The sequence below is a fragment of the Paenarthrobacter sp. NPDC092416 genome (genome assembly GCF_044755025.1).
Classification (GTDB): domain Bacteria; phylum Actinomycetota; class Actinomycetes; order Actinomycetales; family Micrococcaceae; genus Arthrobacter.
This window is the reverse complement of record NZ_JBIVQG010000002.1, coordinates 526326-547439: the sequence shown is the minus strand read 5'-3', so window position 1 is coordinate 547439 and position 21114 is coordinate 526326. Positions and strand designations below refer to the sequence as shown.

The following is a 21114-nucleotide window of genomic DNA, read 5'->3' as shown; positions in this document are numbered from 1 at the left end:
ATGGTGTCCCGCAGGTGGGAATCCGCTTAGAGGAAGATGTCCGGCACCAAGCGATCCTCGGGCGCGCCGAGGCTGTAAGGTGCGAAGTCGCCGACTCCGGCCGCACGCAGCACTTCTTCGTCGGTGTAAAAGTTGCCCGAACTTGGGCCGCCACCGGGAATATTGGCCCCCGTCAACACTGCGTGCGCGGCGTCCGCCATGATCTCCGGGCCGCGGGCTGCCTTGACGATTTGCTGCCCGCCCGGCATGTTGCGGATGGCTGCGGTGTCAATGAGGGTGCATGGCCAGAGTGAGTTGACCGATACGCCGTCGTCCTTGAGTTCTTCGGCGAGTCCCAGCGTGGTGAGGCTCATCCCGTACTTGGCCATGGTGTACGCCAAGTGCATACCTGCCCACTTGGGGTCCAGGTTCAGTGGTGGGGACAACGTGAGGATGTGGCCGTGGCTGGATTCCCGCAGCGCCGGCAAAGCCAGTTTCGAGAGCAGGAACGTACCGCGGACGTTGATGTCCTGCATAAGGTCGTAGCGTTTCATGTCCACGGCGTCGGTGCGGGAGAGGTCGATCGCTGAGGCGTTGTTAATAACGACGTCGATACCTCCGAAACGTTCGACGGCGGCGGTCACGGCCGCGGCGACGTCGTCGTCATTGCGGACATCGCCTACCAGGGGGAGCGCTTGACCGCCTGCGGCGACCAGCTGCTCTGCAGCCGTGAAGACCGTTCCCTCCAATTTCGGATGGGGTTCGCCGGTCTTGGCCATGATGACAATGTTGGCGCCGTCGCGGGCTGCGCGGGTGGCGATCGCCAGACCTATGCCGCGGCTGCCACCGGACATGATGATGGTCCTGCCGTTGAGTGAGCCGCTGGCCACGTACGGGGTTTGGCCTTGGGACAGAGCAGAGGAAGCGTCGTTGCTTGAAGTCATGGGGACACTCTAACGCAACTATGTTACCGACGGGTAACATAGGGATGGCTTTGGCTTGGACGCGGAAAATTGTAGGGTTTCTACAGCGGTTCGCGGCAAAGGCGTCACTAGACTGGCCATCGGGGCCTGTTCTTTGTACGGAAGCTACTTAACCGTGCGCGGACTGCGCCAGCGAATATCAGCTACAGAGCCGGAGACACTTGATGAGCCACGATCTGACAACGACAGCGGGAAAGATTGCCGACTTCCGCGACCGCCAGGCGCGTGCCGAGCAGCCTTCCGGCCCGGAAGCGATCGAGAAGCAGCACGCACGCGGCAAGAACACTGCCCGTGAACGCATCGACCTCCTGGTTGATCCCGGTTCGTTCGTCGAGTTCGACGCTTTGGCAGTTCACCGCTCCACCGCTTTCGGCATGGAGAAGAAAAAGCCCCTTGGCGACGGCGTCGTCTCCGGCTATGGCACGGTCGATGGCCGCCTGATCGCCATCTACAGCCAGGACTTCAGCGTCTACGGCGGCTCGCTGAGCCAGGTCAACGGCGAAAAGATCGTCAAAGTCCAGGAATTCGCCCTGCGTAACGGTTGCCCTGTAGTCGGCATCAACGACGGCGGCGGCGCACGTATCCAGGAAGGCGTCGCCTCACTGGCCATGTTCGCGGACATCTTCCGCAACAACGTCCACGCATCGGGCGTGGTCCCGCAGATCTCGCTCATCATGGGCCCGTGCGCCGGCGGCGCCGCGTACTCCCCCGCCTTGACCGACTACGTGGTCATGGTGGACAAGACTTCCCACATGTTCATTACCGGCCCGGACGTCATCAAGACAGTCACCGGCGAGGACGTGGACATGGAAACGCTCGGCGGTGCCCGCCAGCACAACGCCACCACCGGAACGTCCACGTACTTGGCGTCCGATGAAGCCGACGCCATCGAGTTCGTCCGCGAACTCCTGGACTTCCTGCCCTCGAACAATCTCTCTGAAGCACCGGTTGTGGAGCACGACCAGGAATTGGAACTGGACGAGGACGACCTCGCCCTGGACAGCCTGATCCCCGACTCGGCCAACCAGCCGTATGACATGCGCAAGGTCATCGAGCAGATCGTGGACGATGCACACTTCCTCGAGATGCAGTCGCTCTACGCCCCCAACGTGATCATCGGCTACGGCCGCGTGGAAGGCCACACCGTCGGCATCGTAGCCAACCAGCCGATGCAGTTCGCCGGCACGTTGGACATCTCGGCTTCCGAGAAGGCCGCGCGATTCGTCAGGCACTGCGACGCGTTCAACATTCCCATCATCACGCTCGTTGACGTCCCCGGCTTCCTGCCCGGCAAGGACCAGGAATTCCAGGGCATCATTCGCCGCGGCGCCAAGCTGCTCTATGCGTACGCCGAGGCCACCGTGCCGAAGCTCACCGTCATCACCCGCAAGGCCTACGGTGGCGCCTACATCGTGATGGGCTCCAAGAAGCTCGGCGCGGACCTCAACCTCGCCTGGCCCACCGCCCAGATCGGTGTCATGGGTGCCCAGGGCGCCGTCAACATCCTTTACCGCCGCGATCTCGCCGCGGTCGCTGAGGCCGGCGGCGACGTCGAGGCCAAGCGCGCTGAGATCATCCAAGGCTACGAGGAAGAGCTCCTCAACCCCTACCAGGCAGCTGAACTGGGCTACGTTGACGCGGTCATTGCACCGTCCGACACCCGTCTGCAAATCATCCGCGGACTGCGCGCGCTGCGGGACAAGCGAGCCAGCCTGCCCACCAAGAAGCACGGAAACATCCCGCTGTGAGCGCACCCCGGAACAGCACGCCTAAACACCGCGCCGACCAGGCAGCGGTGGAAACGCCCGCCGAACCCATGCTGTCTGTGGTCAAAGGCGAACCGACGCCCGAGGAACTCGCGGCGATTGCCGCCGTCGTGGCTTCCCTTGGCATGCCGCAAGCGGCCGCCGCGGCCAAGCCCAACGTCCGTCATTGGGTGCGCCGCCAGCAGTTGCGCCTTGATCCAACACCGGGTCCGGGCGCCTGGAAGCGCAGCCGCGGCTAGGACTTCACCGGGTTGACGATTACTACGTGAGGGAAAGTTCAACAACCCTTTCACATGGGCGTCGACGGCGCTAGGCTCTGTGGGTGACTACTCCAAACACCGCCCCCGTACGACCGAAGACCGCCATCGACGCCGTTGCTGACGCGTACACAGATACCCTCATCAAGCTCAATCCCAGCTTTGCCACCACCCTGGGGCTGCCGGGTCACGAGACGGAATACCCGGACTATTCCCCCACCGGCGCCCAAGCCTTGGCCCAGGCTGCCAGGGACACGTTGGACGCGTTGGCGGCCCTGGAGCCTGTTGACGAGTCCGACGTCGTGACCTTGGACGCCATGCGTGAACGTCTTGGCTTGGAACTGGAGATCCACGAGTCCGGCTGGGATGCGGCCGACCTCAACAACATCGCTTCGCCGGCGCAGGACATCCGCGCCATCTTCGACCTCATGCCCACAGACACCGCGGAGCAGTGGGGGCACATCGCCGGCCGCGCTTCCAACGTCCCGGCAGCCATAGACGGCTACATCGCGTCCTTGCGTTCCGCGAAGGAAGCAGGCAAAGTTGCCGCTGCCCGCCAGGTGCAGATCGTCATCGAGCAGACCGGCCGCTACGCCGCGGAAGACGGCTTCTTCGCCAAGTTGGCCGCCGGCGCGTCGCTGGACGGCGCGCCGTTGCCTTCCGAGCTGCAGTCAACGCTCGACGCCGGTGCTGCGGCAGCCCGCAAGGCGTACGGTTCGCTGGGAACGTTCCTCCGCGACGAACTGCTGCCCGCGGCCCCTGGGAAGGACGCTGTCGGCAGGGAGCGCTACTCCCTCTCTTCCCGCTCATTCCTCGGCGCCCAAGTGGATCTCGAAGAGACCTACGCTTGGGGCGTCCAGGAACTCGAGCGCCTCATCGCCGAGCAGGAAAAGGTGGCCGAGCAGATCAAGCCCGGCGCAAGCATTGAGGAAGCGAAGAATGTCCTGAACAACGATCCTGCCCGTCAGATCAAAGGCACTGAAGCCCTGAAGGCGTGGATGCAGGGCCTCTCCGACCGTGCCGTTTCAGAACTCGCGGACGTGCATTTCGACATCCCCGACGTCATGAAGACCCTCGAATGCATGATCGCCCCCACCGACGAGGGCGGCATCTACTACACAGGACCGTCCGATGACTTCTCGCGTCCGGGCCGCATGTGGTGGTCCGTTCCGGCAGGGGAAGACACCTTCACCACCTGGTCCGAAACCACTACGGTGTTCCACGAGGGAGTACCCGGCCACCACCTCCAAGTAGCCACGGCCACCTACCGCCGGGAGCTGCTCAACAACTGGCGACGCAACGTCTGCTGGGTCTCCGGCCACGGCGAAGGCTGGGCCCTGTACGCCGAGCAACTGATGCTTGAGCTGGGCTACCTCAAAGACCCGGGTGACCACATGGGCATGCTGGATGGTCAGCGCATGCGCGCGGCCCGTGTGGTCTTCGACATTGGAGTGCACCTGCAACTGCCCGTCCCCGAGCGATGGGGCAGCGGAACGTGGACGCCGGAGAAGGGCTTCGACTTCCTCAAAGCAAACCTCGATATCAGCGAAGGGCAGCTCCAGTTCGAGTTCGCCCGTTACCTGGGCTGGCCGGGGCAGGCACCCTCCTACAAGGTTGGCCAGCGGCTCTGGGAGCAGATCCGGGCAGAGCTTGAAACCCGGGAAGGCTTTGATCTGAAGTCGTTCCACAGTAGAGCGCTGAACATCGGCTCGGTCGGTTTGGACGTGCTCCGCCGCGCGTTGCTCGGGTAACACGCTTGCCGCCCGGCGCACCACTTCGGCGCGGGGCCCGCACCCGTAGCCGCCGGGCGCACCAGTGGTTGCGGGTGCGATCGGCGGTAAGTGGTGCGCTCACGCTCCAACACCGCGGCCCGCACCCGTAGCCGCCGGGCGCACCACTTCGGCGTGGGCGCCACCTTCCCGTCCGAGACGCACGCCACATCCCGAGCGGGAATAACTTCATCCCCGTGTAACATTTCTAAACGTCCGTTCGCTATGTTATTTGGTGTGCACCTAGCGTGTTCCCGTGAGCACCTCAACCAACATCACTCCATCAGCTGGAAAGTCCAAGGCGCGGCTCCCCAAGTGGGCCGGATCCTTCGGTGTCCAGATCATCGCAGCCCTCATCATCGGCCTCGTTCTCGGCCTGATCGCAAAGTACACCGGCAGCACCAAAGCCGCCCCCAACGGCCTCGGCGCAACTCTGCAGACCATCGGCTCGAGCTACGTCTCGCTGCTTCAGACCGCCGTCGTCCCCTTGATCTTCACCGCGGTGGTGAGCTCCATCGCGAACCTGCGCCAGGTTTCCAACGCCGCACGCCTCGCCTGGAACACCCTGCTCTGGTTCGCCATCACGTCACTGGTGTCGGTGCTCATCGGCATTGGCCTGGGCATCTTCCTGCAACCCGGCGCTGCCACGGGCATCACGCAGAAGGCCGAGTACGCCGGTAAGACCGGCGATTGGTGGGCGTTCCTCATCGGACTCTTCCCCAAGAACTTCCTCGGCTTGGGCGCGAGCTCCACCGTCACCGAAAGCGCCAACGCTGCCACCACCGTGAGCACCTCCGTTAGCTTCAATGTGCTTCAGATCCTGGTTGTCGCGATCGCCGTCGGCATTGCCGCCCTCAAGGTTGGCAAGCAGGCAGAAGCATTCCTGACATTCAACGCCTCCGCGCTGGCCGTGATCCAGAAGGTTCTCTGGTGGATCATCCGCATCGCGCCGCTGGGCACGATTGGCCTGATCGGTAATGCCGTCGCCATCTACGGTTGGGACACTATCGGTTCGCTGGGCAAGTTCACCGTTGCCATCTACATCGGCCTGGCACTGGTGCTTTTCGTCCTCTACCCGATCCTGGTCCGCGCCCATGGACTCTCCATCAAGCAGTACTTCTCCGGCGTGTGGCCGGCAGTGCAGCTCGCCTTCGTGTCCCGCTCCTCCATCGGTACGCTGCCGCTCACGCAGCGCGTCACTGAGCGGAACCTCGGAGTTCCCTCCGGCTACGCGTCCTTCGCCGTGCCGCTCGGCGCAACCACCAAAATGGACGGTTGCGCGGCCATCTACCCGGCCATCGCAGCGATCTTCGTGGCCCAGTTCTTTGGCATCAACCTGGACTTCAGCCAGTACCTGCTGATCGTGCTGGTCTCCGTCCTCGGTTCTGCCGCCACCGCAGGTACCACCGGCGCTGTCGTCATGCTCACGCTGACCCTTTCCACGCTGGGACTGCCGCTGGCCGGCGTCGGGCTCCTGCTGGCGATTGACCCCATCCTGGACATGGGTCGCACGGCAGTCAACGTGGCAGGCCAGGCGCTGGTTCCCGCAATCGTGGCCAAGCGCCAGGGCATCCTGGACGAGTCGCTGTACAACGCTCCCCGCAACGGAGCCGCGTTTGCTGACGAGTTCGCCGCCGACTCGGCTGACGCCGACGTCGACAAGCGCGAGCTGGCCGACTCCAAGGCCTGATCCGAGCACTGGCCGGTTCAACACCGCCTCACGGACAAATCCCCCGGGAATCCCCGGGGGATTTGTCCGTTTAAGGGTGAAATCTGGGTAGGCTCGGGTCCATGTTGATCGTCACCTCAAATGAGATTCCGGGCCACCGCATTGATGCCGTCTTCGGCGAAGTCATGGGCCTGACCGTCCGTTCGCGGGATATTGGCTCGCAAATGCTCGCCGGCTTCCGTTCCCTGGGCGGCGGCGAGCTGCCTGAAATGACCAAGGCCCTCTACGAAAGCCGCCAGGAAGTCATGGCCCGCATGGTCAACGAGGCCCAACAGCGCGGCGCCAACGCGATCGTCGCCATGCGTTTCGACACCTCCGAGATGGGCACCAACTGGACCGAGGTCTGCGCCTACGGCACGGCTGTCTACGTCCTGCCGCTCGGCGAAGGCGAACCGGGAGCGACCGGCCAATCGATCTACTTGACCAACGCAGCCGCCCAGCAGGCGCAGAACCCGGCACCCCCTGCAGCCCCACAGCAGCCGTCACCGGGACAACCGCAGCCGCCCACTCCCCCGGTGGCTCCCCCGACCCAGTTCTAGCTACCCAAGAATCCCGCTCTTATTCGCCCCACCCACCGTTGAATGCCGGGTGGAACGAAAGAGGGCGGGATTTTTCGCGCCCACCTATCACTTTTAAATTGCGCAGAGTGCAAAGTTGCACTTAGTGTAATTATGTGACCCCAACGAGCAGCCACGAGGCCGCGCCTCCCGCACCTTCCCTATCAGGGACCCCCGAACCATCTGAGTCCGCATCGCCATCGCGTCGCGAACTGAACAAGGCAGCAACCCGCAGCTCCATCGCGGCCGCAGCCTTGGACCTCCTGCGCAGCAATGGTTCCGGCAACTTCACCGTGGAGGATATCGCCGCAGTCGCAGGTGTCTCGCGGCGAACCTTTTTCAATTACTTCCCCAGCCTTGAAGCGGCCTTGGCTTCAGTAGCAGACGGATTCATGGACCACGCGTTGGAGCAGTTCCGGCTGCGCCCCGCGGACGAGTCCATTCTTGAATCCGCGCAGGCGGCGCTCATGGCGCTGGCCGATCCTATGTCCGTAGCACCCATGGCCGAGCTGTTCAGCCTTACCCAGGACAACCGCTCGTTGGCCCGTTCCGAGCTGGAAGCCTGGGAACACTGCACCGAGCAAATCATTGATGCAGCACGCAGCAGGCTCGGCGCCGGCATCAGCGAGCTCTACCTTCATGCCCTGGCAGGTTCAGTGATCTCCTGCGGCAAAGCAGCAATGACAGTCTGGTTCGCCGAACGCGGCCCCGACCTTTCGGCTGAATCCCTTGCCGTTCTTCGCCAGCACCTCATCGACGCGATGGGTCTCCTCGGCGCCGGCTTCGCGCCGCCGTCGGACGCGTCCCCACAAACCGCAACAGCCTCACCCTCCGTTCCAACCACCACAGATCGGTTCTGACATGGCTTCGTTCCTCTACCGGCTCGGCAAATTCTCGTACCGGCGCCGCTGGCTGGTCATCTCCATCTGGCTGGCCGTCTTGGTGGCAGTGGGCGGTTCGGCCGCAGCGTTCCACGGCACCATGTCCAATAACTTCACCATCCCGGGCACCGAAACCCAGAGGATGGCGGACAGGCTCAAGGAAGCCCTACCTGATTCCTCGGGCGGTTCCGCGAGCGTGGTCTTCGACGCCGGGGACGCCGGTTTTGACCAAGCCAAGAAGGACGCCGTCACGGCGGCGCTCGAAAAGCTACAGACCCTACCGGACGTGCAGGGAACGGTGAACCCCTTCACCACGCAGGAGCAGCTGGACAAGGCCGCAAGCGAGATTGCCGCCGGTGAAGCCAAGGCCGCGGAAGGCCAGGCCCAGCTTGATGCTTCCCGCGCGCAACTGACCGCAGGCGAAGCGGAGCTCGCAGGTGCCGAGCGGCAGCTGGCCGCCGCCGGCCTCACACCCGCACAGATTGAAGCCCAGCTCGCTCCCAAGCGCGCAGAACTCGCCGCCGGCAAGGAAAAGCTCGACGCCGGGACCAAGGAAGCTGCCGACGGCGCCACCGCGTTGGCACTGGGCAAGCGCCAACATGAGGCTTCCCAGGGCATGCGTTTCGTATCCGACGACAACAAGGCCGCGATCGCCCAGGTCCAGTTCAAAACCTCCATCAACGCAGTTGACCCGGCCGTCCGTGAGGAAGTCCAGGAGATCGTCCACGGCGTCTCGTCCGTGGGCGTTACGGCCTACGCCAGCAAGGAAATCACCGAGGATGTCTCGGAGATCTTCGGCATCGCTGAGATCGTCGGCGTCGCCGTTGCGGCCCTCGTCCTGATCCTGATGCTCGGCACGCTCATCGCCGCGGGCTTGCCGCTCCTCATGGCCCTCATCGGCGTTGCCGTGGGCGTCGGCGGAACGTTCGCGCTCACCAGCGTGATCGACATGAGCTCGATCTCCCCCATGCTCGCCCTGATGCTCGGCCTCGCCGTCGGCATCGACTACTCGCTGTTCATCGTCAACCGCCACCGCACGCAGCTCCTGGCAGGCATGGACGCCGAGGAGTCTGCAGCGTTGGCCACGGGCACGTCCGGTAACGCCGTGTTGTTCGCCGGCCTCACCGTCATCATCGCTTTGGCAGCACTGGTTGTTCCGGGCTTGCCCTTCCTGGCAGTGATGGGTGTTGCCGCCGCAGCGACAGTTGCGGTAGCCGTCGTCGTCGCCTTGACCCTGACGCCCGCCGTGCTTGCGCTGATCGGCCGCAGGCTGATCTCCAAGCGCGCCTGGGCCAAGGCCGACGAGCACAACACTGAGCCCGGCCACGAAGCCGCCGACCGCGCACTCGAAGAGAAGCGCAGCAGTGGTGGCTGGGGCGGCCTGGTGACGCGTCATCCGTGGGTTTCCCTGGTGGCCAGCGTCGTGCTGTTGGGCGCCTTGGCGTTGCCTGCTTCCCAGCTGAGGCTGGCACTGCCCGACGGCGGATCCGAGCCCGTCGATTCGCAAGCGTTCAAAGCCTACGACCTCACCCGCAGCAGTTTCGGTGAAGGCGTCACGGGACCGATCGTCGTCGTTGGCGAATTCCCTGGAGGCCTCAGCGAGACGGACGCCAAGAACAAGCAGTTCGACGTCGCGGACCAGCTCCGCAGCGTGGAGAACGTCATCGCCGCTGTGCCGGTTGCGCTCAGCGACGACCGCCGCACGGCTGTCTTCCAAGTCATTCCGAAGGAAGGCCCCGCCAGCGCAGGCACCGTGCAGGTGGTGTCCGACGTCCGCGCCAAGGGGTCCGCAATTCACGACGACCTGGGCGTGACCATCGGACTCACGGGCCAAACGGCCGGCAACATCGACGTCTCCGCCAAGCTCGGCGCGGCCTTGCCACCGTACTTGGCGATCGTCGTCGGCCTGTCCTTGCTCCTGTTGCTCCTGGTGTTCCGCTCGATCGTGGTTCCCCTGCTTGCTACCGGCGGTTTCCTGCTGTCGCTGGCTGCTGCCTTCGGCGCCGTGGTTGCTGTCTACCAGTGGGGCTGGCTCGGAGGAATCTTCGACGTCGCCAATCCGGGTGCTGTCCTCAGCTTCCTGCCCATCATCCTGATCGGCGTGCTGTTCGGACTTGCGATGGACTACCAGGTGTTCATCACCTCAGGCATGCGCGAATCGTTCATGCACGGCGAGTCCGCCAAGCATGCTGTACGTTCCGGCTTCAGCCATGCCGCCGCAGTGGTCACCGCAGCTGCGATCATCATGGTCAGCGTGTTCTCCGGCTTCATTTTCAGCCACCTCACCATGGTCCGGCCACTTGGCTTCGCGATGGCGTTCGGTGTGCTGATTGACGCCTTCGTTGTCCGTATGACCATCGTGCCGGCCGTCATGTACCTCTTGGGTGAGAAGGCCTGGTGGCTGCCGAAGTGGCTTGAGCGCGTTCTCCCGGATGTGGACGTTGAAGGCGCCACGCTGAACCGCAGCGACCGTCAGAAAGTGGGCACCGAGGAACTGGTCCACTAGCCCTCTCTCACATACCCACCGGATCTGACCGTCCGTCTCTCACATCCTCCCCGGATCTGACCGTCGGTCTCTCACATCCCACAGAAAGTCCGACGTCGGCATTCATCTCCTGAGTGCCGACGTCGGATTTTTCGTGGGCCTTGAGCGCGGGACGTGAGCGAGCGTTCACCGAAAGGCGACAGGACGTGAGCGAGCGTTCACCGAAAGGCGACAGGACGTGAGCGAGCGATCACCGAAAGGCGACGGGACGTGAGAGAGCATCGTATTAGGCTGGGTGGGTGACCCGATTGATCCTTGCCTCCCAGTCCCCTGCCCGTACCAAGCTGCTCACGGAAGCGGGAATCCAGCACGATGTCCTGGTCTCCGACGTTGACGAGGATGCGGTCCAGGCCCGATACGGCGTCACTGATGCGCACGACACCGCCCTGCTGCTGGCCAGGGCCAAGGCCGAAGCCGTGGCGTCCCTGCCCGAGGCCGAGGGCGCCCTGGTGATTGGCTGCGACTCGGTTTTCGAGTTCGACGGCGAGTCCCACGGTAAGCCGTACACCGCGGATGTTGCCCGCGAGCGGATGCTGCGCATGAGCGGCTCCAAGGGTGTCCTCCACACCGGTCACTGGTTGGTCGACTGCCGGGAAACGGCCGCAGACATGGACGACGACGAAACGCCCGCAGGCACTGGCGCCACGTTGGGCGCTGTGTCCAGTGCCGAGGTCCACTTCGCCGAGATGACCTTGGAGGACATCGACGCCTACATCGCCACCGGAGAGCCACTGCACTGTGCAGGCTCCTTCACGATCGACGGCTTGGGCGGCGCATTCATCCGCAAGGTGGACGGCGACCCGCACGCCGTCGTCGGCCTTTCGATCTCGACGCTCCGGGAGCTGCTCAGCCACGCCAAGGTGGGCATCACTGAACTGTGGCAGGTCGGCCAGCACTAAGCAGACCGGCAATTTGTAGCAACCCTACAAAGGAACATCGCCTCACACACGGAATCCCCCATCAATATGGGCGGAACCCTCACAATCACGCTAGGCTCCCTGAAGGACAGAAGGAGTCAACAACTTGTCAGCTAACCCGGCGCAGCCCATTTCCAGCCCTCTTACCAAGGTCTTGATTGCCAACCGCGGCGAAATCGCGGTACGCATCATCCGAGCCGCCCGGGACGAAGGCATCGCCTCCGTAGCCGTCTATGCAGACCCGGACCGTGACGCCCTGCATGTCCGCCTCGCCGACGAAGCGTATGCGCTGGGTGGCAACACTGCCGCTGAATCGTACCTGGTGATGGACAAGATCATCGACGTCGCCAAGCAGTCCGGCGCGGACGCCATCCACCCCGGCTACGGCTTCCTCGCCGAAAATGCCGGGTTCGCTGCCAAGGTCATCGACGCGGGCATCACCTGGATCGGTCCCTCCCCCGAAGCAATCTCGGCCCTGGGTGACAAGGTTCAGGCGCGCCACATCGCCGAAAAGGTGGGGGCTCCGCTGGTGCCCGGCACGGCTGACCCCGTTGAGTCTGCCGACGAAATCCTGAAGTTCGCCGAAGAGTTCGGCCTGCCCGTTGCCATCAAGGCTGCTTTCGGTGGAGGCGGCCGCGGCATCAAGGTGGCTCGCACCATGGAAGAGATCCCGGAGCTCTACGAATCCGCGGTCCGTGAGGCCACAGCAGCGTTCGGCCGCGGCGAGTGCTTCATCGAACGATTCCTGGATGCACCGCGCCACGTTGAAACGCAGTGCCTCGCCGATGCTTTCGGCAACGTCGTGGTGGTTTCCACGCGCGACTGCTCGTTGCAGCGCCGCAACCAGAAGCTCGTTGAGGAAGCTCCGGCTCCGTACCTGAGCGAAGAGCAGAACAAGCGCCTCTACGAGTCCTCCAAGGCGATCCTGAAGGAAGCCAACTACCTCGGCGCCGGCACCTGCGAGTTCCTGGTGGGCCAGGACGGCACCATTTCGTTCCTTGAGGTGAACACCCGCTTGCAAGTGGAGCACTGCGTTTCAGAGGAAGTCACGGGCATCGACCTCGTCCGCGAGCAGTTCCGCATTGCCCGCGGCGAAGCACTTGGCTATGACGACCCCGAGGTCCGGGGCCATTCCTTCGAATTCCGCATCACCGGTGAAGATCCGGGCCGCAACTTCATGCCGGCACCAGGCACGATCAGCACGCTGAAGAACCCGACCGGCCCCGGCATCCGGATCGACTCGGGCGTCGAACAGGGTGACGTCATCAGTGGCAACTTCGACTCCATGCTGTCCAAACTGATCGTCACAGGCGCCTCCCGCGAGCAAGCCCTCCAGCGCTCACGCCGTGCACTGGAGGAAATGGTGGTCGAGGGCATCCCCACCGTCATCCCGTTCGACCTCGCCGTCGTCACAGACCCCGCCTTCGCCCCGGCAGAAGGACCCTTCAAGGTCCACACCCGCTGGATTGAGACCGAGTTCGTCAACAGCCTTCCGGCTTGGTCGGCCAGCAGCGCAGGAGCAGAAGCGCCCGACGCCGGTGAGCGCCAGCGCGTCGTCGTCGAGGTTGGTGGCAAGCGACTTGAGGTCGTCCTGCCGTCCGGCCTGGGTGGTGGCGTCGCTGCTGTTGCAAGCGGCGCAGGAACCAAGGCCGGGAAGTCCAAGAAGCGTTCCCGCTCGGCAGGCGCCACAGCTGCAGCAGCCGGTGGTGACGCACTGACGTCACCGATGCAGGGCACCATCGTCAAGGTGGCCGCAGCTGAAGGCGATGTTGTTGCCGAGGGCGATCTGATCGTGGTTCTCGAGGCCATGAAGATGGAGCAGCCGCTGACGGCCCACAAGGCCGGTACTGTCCGCGGACTCACCGCCGCTGCGGGCGAGACCGTTGCCGCCGGCGCCGTGATCGCGACCATCGAGGACTAACGCAAAGCACCTCTTAAGGACGTGGGCCCCGCACCGTTTGGTGCGGGGCCGACGTCGTTAATCCCGATGGTCAGGCAACGTTGTTCTCGTAGTCCATGTCCCTGGTTTCGCGGGTCAGCCAGAGCGCCACAAAGGTGAGGACGGCGGCGAGAGCCAGGTACGCTCCAACCCACACTGTAGAGCCTCCACCCAGCTGCCATAGGGCGATCGCAATAAACGACGCAGGGGCTGCGCCCAGGACCGATGAGAGGTTGTAGGCCACGGCCGAGCCGGTGTAGCGGACGTTGGCCGGGAACAGCTCCGGAAGGATGGCTGCCATGGGACCGAAGGTCAGGCCCATCAGCGTGAAGCCAACAATGAGGCCCACCATCGCCGCTGCTTGGCCAGGACCAAACATGGCGAACCAGAGTGCCCCGAAGACAAAGATGCCGGCCGTGACGGCCAGAAGGAACTTACGTCGACCCCACCTCTCAGCCAGTGGCCCGGAAACTACCGTGAAGATGCCGAAGAATACGACACCAATAATGAGCATCCAGAGGAACTGGCTCTCGGGGATGCCGAGCCCGGGGACAAATGAAGCCACTTGGGCCTCTGTCATGGGCTTGCCGGCTTTTACTGCGGCCGCCTGTGCTGCCTCCAACGAGGCAGGGGCCTTTCCGAAAGTCAGCGTGAAGGCGGTCATGATGTAGAAGAGGACATATGTGGCAAGCATGATGAACGTGCCCGCGATGACCGGACGCCAGTGGCCCTTGAGAGTGGCCCCCAAGGGCAGCTTTTGGACTTTGTCCTGCTCGATCACCTTACTGAACGACGCGCTCTCGACGAGCTTCAGCCGAACATACAGCCCAACGATGACCATCACGGCACTGAGCAGGAACGGCACACGCCAGCCCCATTCCATGAACTGCTGGTCTGACAGTGTGCCACGCATCCAGATGAAGATCAGGTTGGCAATAATGAAACCGATCGGGGCACCCAACTGCGGGAACGTACCGAAGACGGCGCGCTTGCCCTCAGGTGCGTTCTCTGTAGCGAGCAACGCCGCACCGGACCACTCTCCGCCCAAGGCGAGGCCTTGGCAGAAGCGCAGCACAACCAGAAGCAGCGGAGCGAGCACGGCCCACCCCGGGACCGAAGCAGTCGGCAACAGGCCAATGAGGAACGTGGCGATGCCCATGGTCAACAGCGAGGCAACCAACGTTCCCTTGCGGCCGAACTTGTCACCGAAGTGGCCAAACACCACCGCACCCACAGGCCTGGCAACGAAAGCCACACCAAAGATCGCAAATGCGCTCAGGAGTGCATTGATATCCGTCGCGTTGGGGAAGAAGAGCTTCGGGAAGACGAGCACAGAGGCAGTGGCGTACACATAGAAGTCGTAGAACTCAATGGTGGTGCCGATCATGCTGGCGAAGATCACCCGTCCCCGCGAGTTCACTGGCTGAGTGAACTCGCCTTCCTTGGATGTGGCTGTGGAAGACATGTAGTAATAGCTTTCGTTCGCGCCGGCCGTTCCCCCGTGGAGGCCCTCCGGCAATGAATTATTCGAGAGTTCAATAATAGTTCCCGCCGTCCATTGACTGGACAACCAAGTCCAGAATGCGGACGGATCAAAAAATCTCACCCTGTGGTCCGTGCCACAACCTCACCATCGTCTCACGCACTTGTGACGCCGGTGATAGGGAAATGTCACAGCACGTTTACAAACGGCGACGGTCCACGAAATGCGCCGTACCTACCTTGGAATAACAACGTCCCCACCAAGGAGGCACTCCGTGACTGTTGACCGCACCGCAGATGAACTGGCCCCTGTCCAGTCCACTGCCACCGCCGCCCCCGCCCTTGAACACCGCCCCGGCCGCTGGATTGCCAACTGGGATGCCGAAGACAAGGGCCAGTGGGAAGCCGAAGGCCGATCCATCGCCAAGCGCAATTTGTACTGGTCGATCTTCGCCGAATTCCTCGGTTTCGTCGTATGGCAGCTCTGGTCCATCGTGGTCGTCCAGCTCCCCGCAGCAGGCTTCAAGTTCGATACCAACCAGATCTTCTGGCTCATCTCCATCCCCTCCCTCGTCGGAGCAACGCTCCGCATCCCCTACACCTTCATGGTGCCGAAGTTCGGTGGCCGTAACTGGACCATCGTTTCCGCACTGCTTCTCCTGATCCCCGCTACCGGCCTCGCCATCTGCGTTTCCAATCCGGAAACACCGTTTGGTGTCATGTTGCTGGTCGCCGCACTCGCAGGCTTCGGTGGCGGCAACTTCGCCAGCTCCATGGCCAACATCACCTTCTTCTACCCGGCCCGCGAAAAGGGTTGGGCACTGGGGCTGAACGCTGCCGGCGGTAACCTCGGTGCCGCCGTCGCACAGCTTGTTGTTCCGATCGCCATTACGCTCCTCGCAGCCGGTACGGTCAACCTGCCCATGGCCGGCATCATCTGGATTCCACTCATCCTCATCGCCGCTTTCGGTGCCTGGAAGTACATGAACAACCTCACCAGCGCCAAGGGTGATGTGGCCGGATCCGTGGCCGCCCTCAAAGAACCGCACTTGTGGATCATGGCGTTCTTGTATATCGGCACTTTCGGTTCATTCATCGGCTTCGCCGGTGTCTTCCCGAAGCTGATCAAGGACTACTTCCCCGATTTCTCCTCCATCCACGTCGGCGCAGTTGCCCTGTCGCTCGCTTTCCTGGGCCCGCTGGTCGGTTCACTGGCCCGTCCGTACGGTGGCCGCATGGCTGACCGCATGGGTGGAGCACGTATGACCATCGTGTCGTTCGCCTCCATGGCCGTCATCACGCTGACCATGATCTGGACCTTGCCGCTGAAGAACTTCTGGCTCTTCCTGGCCCTGTTCCTCTTCCTCTTCGTGGCCAGTGGCTTCGGCAACGGCGCAACCTACCGAATGATCCCGGTCATCTTCGCAACGTCCAGCCGGGCCGCACGCTCCGGTGCCACCAGCGCTGTCACTGGCCGACTGGCCTCGTCCTCCCTCGGCCTGATCTCCGCGATCGGCGCCTACGGCGGATTCGTTATCCCCCAGGTGCTCAACGCCTCCAACTCGACCAGCGGCTCCTACACCCCGGCGTTCTACGGATTCGTTGGAGCCTACGTCCTGATGCTCATCGTCTGCTGGGCCTGCTACATCCGCCCCGCCCAGAAGCGCAACACGATCGGACACATCTAGATGCCCAACGGCGCCGATACCCACTGCCCCTACTGCGCGCTCCAGTGCGCCATGACGCTGACCCCGGCTGCCTCGGCAGCCGGGGCAGTGCCCGCGCCCACCGCAGAACCGGCAAGCCCTGCCACACCCGCTGTGCCACTCGAGGTTTCGGGTCGCGACTTCCCCACCAACCGGGGCGGGCTGTGCCGCAAAGGCTGGACATCGGCGTCGTTGTTGCGTCATAACGGCCGGGTCACCGAGCCGATGCTCAAAGGATCCGACGGCGTCCACCAGCCGATCTCCTGGGACCAAGCCCTCATGCTCATCGCGGCGGCCGTCAAGGACACCCAGGAGCAGTATGGAAACGACGCCGTCGGTGTCTTCGGCGGCGGCGGCCTCACCAACGAGAAGGCCTACCTGCTCGGCAAGTTCGCCCGGCTGGCCCTGCGCACGTCACGCATCGACTACAACGGCCGCTTCTGCATGTCCTCCGCGGCAGCTGCGGGCAACCGCGCGTTCGGCGTGGACCGCGGCCTTCCTTTCCCTGTCACCGATCTCGACTCGGCGTCGGTCATTCTGCTGCTTGGCTCCAACGTCGCCGAAACCATGCCGCCCTTCGTCCAGCACCTTCAGGGTGCGCGCGACGCCGGCGGTCTGATTGTGGTGGACCCGCGCCGCTCGGCTACGGCCGCGTTTACCGGCGACGGCGGTGGCCTCCACCTCCAGCCGACGCCCGGAACGGATCTGGCCCTGATCCTCGGGATCACCCATGTGGTGGTCCACGAGGGTCTCGCCGATGCCGACTACATCGAGGCGAACACTCGCGGATACGCCAGCGTGGCCCGCAGCCTCGCCCCGTTCTGGCCCGAGCGTGTCCAGTCCATCACCGGCGTCCCGGCAACCCTCATCCGCGACACTGCCCGTCGCCTTGCCCAGGGAGCCCGCGGCGGCGGCAGCTACATCCTCAGCGGCCGTGGCGTGGAACAGCACGTCGACGGCACTGACACGGCAACCGCGGCCATCAACCTCAGCCTGATCCTTGGTTTGCCTGGCTCGACACGCAGCGGCTACGGTACGCTCACCGGCCAGGGCAACGGTCAGGGCGGCCGCGAGCACGGCCAGAAGGCCGACCAGCTTCCGGGCTACCGCAAGATCACCGACCCCGCCGCACGCGCCCACGTCGCACGCGTCTGGGGAGTGGATGAGTCGCTGATCCCCGGAGCCGGCCTGCCCGCCGTCGAACTTCTCAAGTCCTTGGGACAGCCCGACGGCGTTCGCTGCCTTTTCGTGCATGGCGCCAATGTGGCGGTGTCGGCGCCGGACGCCAGCGCGGTCATCAAAGGCCTGCGCAGCCTTGATTTCCTGGTGGTGTGCGACTTCTTCATGTCCGAGACGGCAGTCGAAGCCGATCTGGTGCTCCCCGTGACACAGTGGGCCGAGGAAGAAGGCACGCTGACCAACCTCGAGGGCCGCGTGATCCGCCGGCGCCGCGCTCTGACCCCTCCGCCTGGTGTCCGCAGCGAGCTGTGGCTCATGGCCCGGCTTGCGGAACTGCTGGAAGCACCCTCGACATTCAGCGATGATCCGGAGACTGTTTTCGAGGAGCTTCGGCTGGCTTCCGCAGGCGGTCTGGCCGACTACTCGGGCATCGACTACGCCATGTTGGACCGCGGAGACGCCGCCTACTGGCCGTTCCCCGTGGGCAGCACGGGCACCCCGCGACTGTTCACCGACGGATTCGCCCACGCTGATGGACGTGCCGTCCTGGTCCCGGTGACGCCGTCCAAGCGAGCGCTCCGGAGCTTCGCCGACGATTCATTGGCACTGGCCACAGGACGTCTCCTGGAGCACTACCAGTCCGGCGCGCAGACCCGCCGCGTCAGCGAACTGATGGCATCCCAGCCGCAGGCACGCCTCCTGATCCACCCCGCCACGGCCGCAGCCAAGGGTATTGCCGACGGCGACTACGCAACGGTGACCAACGAGCGCGGCGAGGTCCTCTGCCGAGCGGAACTGAGCAACTCAGTCCGCACTGACACCGTTTTCCTGCCTTTCCACTTCCCGGGCCAGGAAAGCGCGAACCGCCTCACTGAGGCGGCCACAGACCCCATCTCCGGCATGCCGGAATTCAAGACCAGCCGGGTATGGGTCCGGCGAGCAGTCTCCACGCAGGTTTCAGCGGCCCCAACCGCCGTACCCGCCGGCGGACTGCCACTGCACGTCAAGGAGGCATCATGAGCGAGCGCATTGTTGTAGTTGGATTCGGGCCGGTCGCCGCGCGGCTGGTGGATGAACTGCTCCCCGCGGTCCGTACTGGACTCGTGCAGTTGCTGGTGGTGGGGCAGGAAGCCGAAGCCGCATATAACCGCGTGATGGTGGCTGAGCTCGGTGTCGGCCGCACCACTGCCGAGGCTTTGTCCATGGCTGACACGTCCGAGCTGGAAGCCGACGGCGTGGAAGTCCGCTTGGGTGTCAAGGTCAGGAGGATCGACCGTGCACGCCAGAACGTGGTCCTCTCGGACAGCACAACAGAACACTATGACCGCTTGGTGTTCGCCACCGGATCGCGTCCTGTCATCCCCAACCTCACTGGCCTGAACCCGGATCCTGCCAGCCCGGTCCTGCCTGCCGGGGTGACGGCCCTCCGCGACCTGCGCGATGCTTCGGTGCTCCGTTCGGCGGTAGCTGGCGGTAAGCGCGTGGTGGTCCTCGGTGGTGGCGTGCTCGGTTTGGAGACGGCCCTTGCGGCATCCGAAGAAGGCGCCCAAACCACTGTGGTCCACAACGGCCCGTTTCCCCTGGGCCGCAGCATCGACCGTGGCAGCGGATCAGTACTCACCAACAGCCTGCGGGCAGGCGGTGTACGGATGGCCGGCAACGCGCGCTCCACGGGCATTGAAACGTCGGGCCCGGACGGCAGCTTTTCTGCGTTGCTGCTTGATGACGGCTCCGCGATCGACGGCGACTTGCTGGTCCTCTCGTGCGGTGTCAGGCCCAGGATCGAACTGGCCGAGGGTTGCGGCCTTCCCACTGCTGCCGGGATCCTGGTGGACCACCACCTCCGGACCTACCACGAGCCGCACATGTTCGCGATTGGTGACTGTGCCGAGGTTCGGTGCCCGGACGCCAACTGCATCGACTGCCGAACTGCTGGTGGGCCGTCAGGACTGGTAGGACCCGGCTGGAGGCAGGCTGAATGGCTGGCCGAGTACCTGATTGTCCTGGCACGCGATGGCCAGGAGGCGGCTGATGCACTGGAGGCACTGCCCAAGGAAAAGCCCGGCGTAGTGGTCCTGAAGGCACGCGGAATCAACCTCGCCGTCGCCGGGGACAACCAAGCTGATCCGTGGGACGAGGAAGTCCTGACAGCCGGCGCAATGAACGGACGCGCACGGCGGCAGATCTCGCAATGGGCAGACCCCGAGCACGGCCGCTACGTCAAAATGACCACGCGCGACGGCGTTCTGGAGGGCTTGGTAGCCGTGGGCATGCCGCGGACTGCTGCCGAGTTGGTGGTCCTGTTCGAACGTTCCTCGGAACTGCCTGCCGACCGCTCGCTCCTGCTCCGCCTCGATGGACCGGACCAGCTGGACTCCGGGAGCGCCAACAGCAACGATCCCCAGCGGACAGTGTGCCGCTGCGCAGGGGTGAGCGCGGCCAGCATTGAGGATTCCGTGGTGGAGGGCTGCAGCACCGTCGCAGAGGTCTCCAAGGCCACCCGTGCCGGAACGGGCTGCGGGGGATGCCACGAGGACATCAAGGGGATCATCGAAAAACATTTCCAAGCGGCTGCCGCCTGAGGCCGCATAACCCCTGTGCACCGATTCGATGACTAGCTGCGCACCAGGCCGTGCGCGCGGCACAGCCTGCAGCAAGCCATCGAAACGGGCACATAGACTTCTCGGGTGAAACGTACAGAGCCGGCGCCCGGCATCTTCTTTGTCGAAGGACCCGCCTCCAACTGGATCATTGTGCGGGACGGCTCAGGCTTCATGCTGATCGACGGCGGTTATCCAGCCGACCGTGAGCTGGTCCTGGACTCCGTGCGCCAACTGGGCCTGGATCCGGCCGACGCCAAGGCCATGCTCATCACGCACGGCCACGTGGATCACACGGGATCGGCAGCCTATTTCTCGCGGACCTTCGGCACACCGATCCTGTGCTCCCCCGAGGAACTTGCCCACGTTCAGGGCAAAGAGAAGCACCAGGTGACGTTCGGACAAGTGCTGGTGAGGGCTTGGCGACCCCGAGTGTTCCGCTGGATGGTCCACGTCATCAAAGCAAAGGCCCTGCAAGCTGAGCCCGCAACCGGCGCCCAGGCCTGGGACGAAGACCAGCTACGGGCGTTACCAGGCCAGCCCCAAGCGATCCTGCTGCCCGGACACACTCCAGGCAACGTCGCCCTGCTGCTACCGCACGCCGGGGCCATTGCCGTGGGCGACACTTTCGTCAGCGGACACCCGATCAGCACACAATCCGGACCGCAGATGCTGCACCGGATGTACCACGCGGACCCGGAGGCGGCCCTGGCAGCGGCACGCTCACTGCGTACCTTCCAAGCCAACGTGATCCTCCCCGGGCACGGCCCCGCGCTGCAGATGCCCCTGCCCGAAGCCATCGCCGAGCTACGTAGCTAGCCCGTT

At 64.1% G+C, this 21114-nt stretch carries 15 protein-coding genes; 13 read left to right on the top strand and 2 right to left on the bottom strand.

Annotated features, from left to right (window positions below; translation table 11 throughout):
- Positions 1–26 precede the first annotated feature (26 nt).
- Positions 27–923 carry an SDR family oxidoreductase gene (locus ACIQC5_RS06625; RefSeq protein WP_400279711.1) on the bottom strand — a complete coding sequence of 299 codons (897 nt, stop codon included), beginning with the start codon at positions 921–923 and terminating at the stop codon, positions 27–29.
- Positions 924–1126: 203 nt separating this feature from the next.
- Between ACIQC5_RS06625 and ACIQC5_RS06620 the strand changes: the two genes are divergently transcribed.
- The 9 genes from ACIQC5_RS06620 to ACIQC5_RS06580 all read left to right on the top strand — a co-directional run bounded on the left by ACIQC5_RS06620 (position 1127) and on the right by ACIQC5_RS06580 (position 13304).
- Positions 1127–2710, top strand: a complete 1584-nt coding sequence (locus tag ACIQC5_RS06620) for an acyl-CoA carboxylase subunit beta (protein ID WP_400279709.1) — start codon at positions 1127–1129, stop codon at positions 2708–2710.
- Positions 2711–2778: 68 nt separating this feature from the next.
- Positions 2779–2967 (top strand): acyl-CoA carboxylase subunit epsilon, encoded by a 189-nt coding sequence (locus ACIQC5_RS06615; protein WP_400280158.1) that lies wholly within the window; start codon positions 2779–2781, stop codon positions 2965–2967.
- Between the two features lie 83 nt (positions 2968–3050).
- Positions 3051–4736: a DUF885 domain-containing protein gene (locus ACIQC5_RS06610; protein WP_400279707.1), complete on the top strand. Its 1686-nt coding sequence runs from the start codon at positions 3051–3053 to the stop codon at positions 4734–4736.
- Positions 4737–5010: 274 nt separating this feature from the next.
- Positions 5011–6444, top strand: a complete 1434-nt coding sequence (locus ACIQC5_RS06605) for a dicarboxylate/amino acid:cation symporter (protein WP_400279705.1) — start codon at positions 5011–5013, stop codon at positions 6442–6444.
- A gap of 101 nt (positions 6445–6545) precedes the next feature.
- Entirely contained in the window at positions 6546–7022 is a 477-nt protein-coding gene (locus ACIQC5_RS06600) for a YbjQ family protein (protein ID WP_400279703.1), read from the top strand.
- 134 nt (positions 7023–7156) lie between these two features.
- On the top strand, positions 7157–7900 hold the full coding sequence (locus ACIQC5_RS06595; RefSeq protein ID WP_400279701.1) for a TetR family transcriptional regulator: 744 nt from the start codon (positions 7157–7159) through the stop codon (positions 7898–7900).
- A gap of 1 nt (position 7901) precedes the next feature.
- Positions 7902–10427: an MMPL family transporter gene (locus ACIQC5_RS06590; protein ID WP_400279699.1), complete on the top strand. Its 2526-nt coding sequence runs from the start codon at positions 7902–7904 to the stop codon at positions 10425–10427.
- A gap of 278 nt (positions 10428–10705) precedes the next feature.
- The gene (locus tag ACIQC5_RS06585; RefSeq protein ID WP_400279697.1) at positions 10706–11365 is read left to right on the top strand and encodes a Maf family protein; all 660 of its coding nucleotides are present in this window, start codon (positions 10706–10708) and stop codon (positions 11363–11365) included.
- 124 nt (positions 11366–11489) lie between these two features.
- Positions 11490–13304: an acetyl/propionyl/methylcrotonyl-CoA carboxylase subunit alpha gene (locus ACIQC5_RS06580; protein WP_400279695.1), complete on the top strand. Its 1815-nt coding sequence runs from the start codon at positions 11490–11492 to the stop codon at positions 13302–13304.
- 70 nt (positions 13305–13374) lie between these two features.
- On the opposite strand, the gene ACIQC5_RS06575 is transcribed toward ACIQC5_RS06580, so the two are convergent.
- Entirely contained in the window at positions 13375–14787 is a 1413-nt protein-coding gene (locus ACIQC5_RS06575; protein ID WP_400279693.1) for an MFS transporter, read from the bottom strand.
- A 292-nt stretch (positions 14788–15079) separates the two neighbouring features.
- Here ACIQC5_RS06575 and ACIQC5_RS06570 point away from each other — a divergent pair, with 292 nt between their 5' ends.
- From ACIQC5_RS06570 to ACIQC5_RS06555, 4 genes are all read left to right on the top strand, one after another.
- Positions 15080–16492, top strand: coding sequence for an MFS transporter (locus ACIQC5_RS06570; protein ID WP_400279691.1), 1413 nt, complete (start codon positions 15080–15082; stop codon positions 16490–16492).
- Positions 16493–18709 (top strand): molybdopterin oxidoreductase family protein, encoded by a 2217-nt coding sequence (locus tag ACIQC5_RS06565; protein ID WP_400279689.1) that lies wholly within the window; start codon positions 16493–16495, stop codon positions 18707–18709.
- The gene (locus tag ACIQC5_RS06560) at positions 18706–20271 is read left to right on the top strand and encodes an FAD-dependent oxidoreductase (protein ID WP_400279687.1); all 1566 of its coding nucleotides are present in this window, start codon (positions 18706–18708) and stop codon (positions 20269–20271) included. The genes ACIQC5_RS06565 and ACIQC5_RS06560 overlap by 4 nt, the downstream gene beginning before the upstream one ends.
- Positions 20272–20376: 105 nt before the next feature.
- Positions 20377–21108, top strand: coding sequence for an MBL fold metallo-hydrolase (locus ACIQC5_RS06555; RefSeq protein ID WP_400279685.1), 732 nt, complete (start codon positions 20377–20379; stop codon positions 21106–21108).
- Positions 21109–21114: the final 6 nt, after the last annotated feature.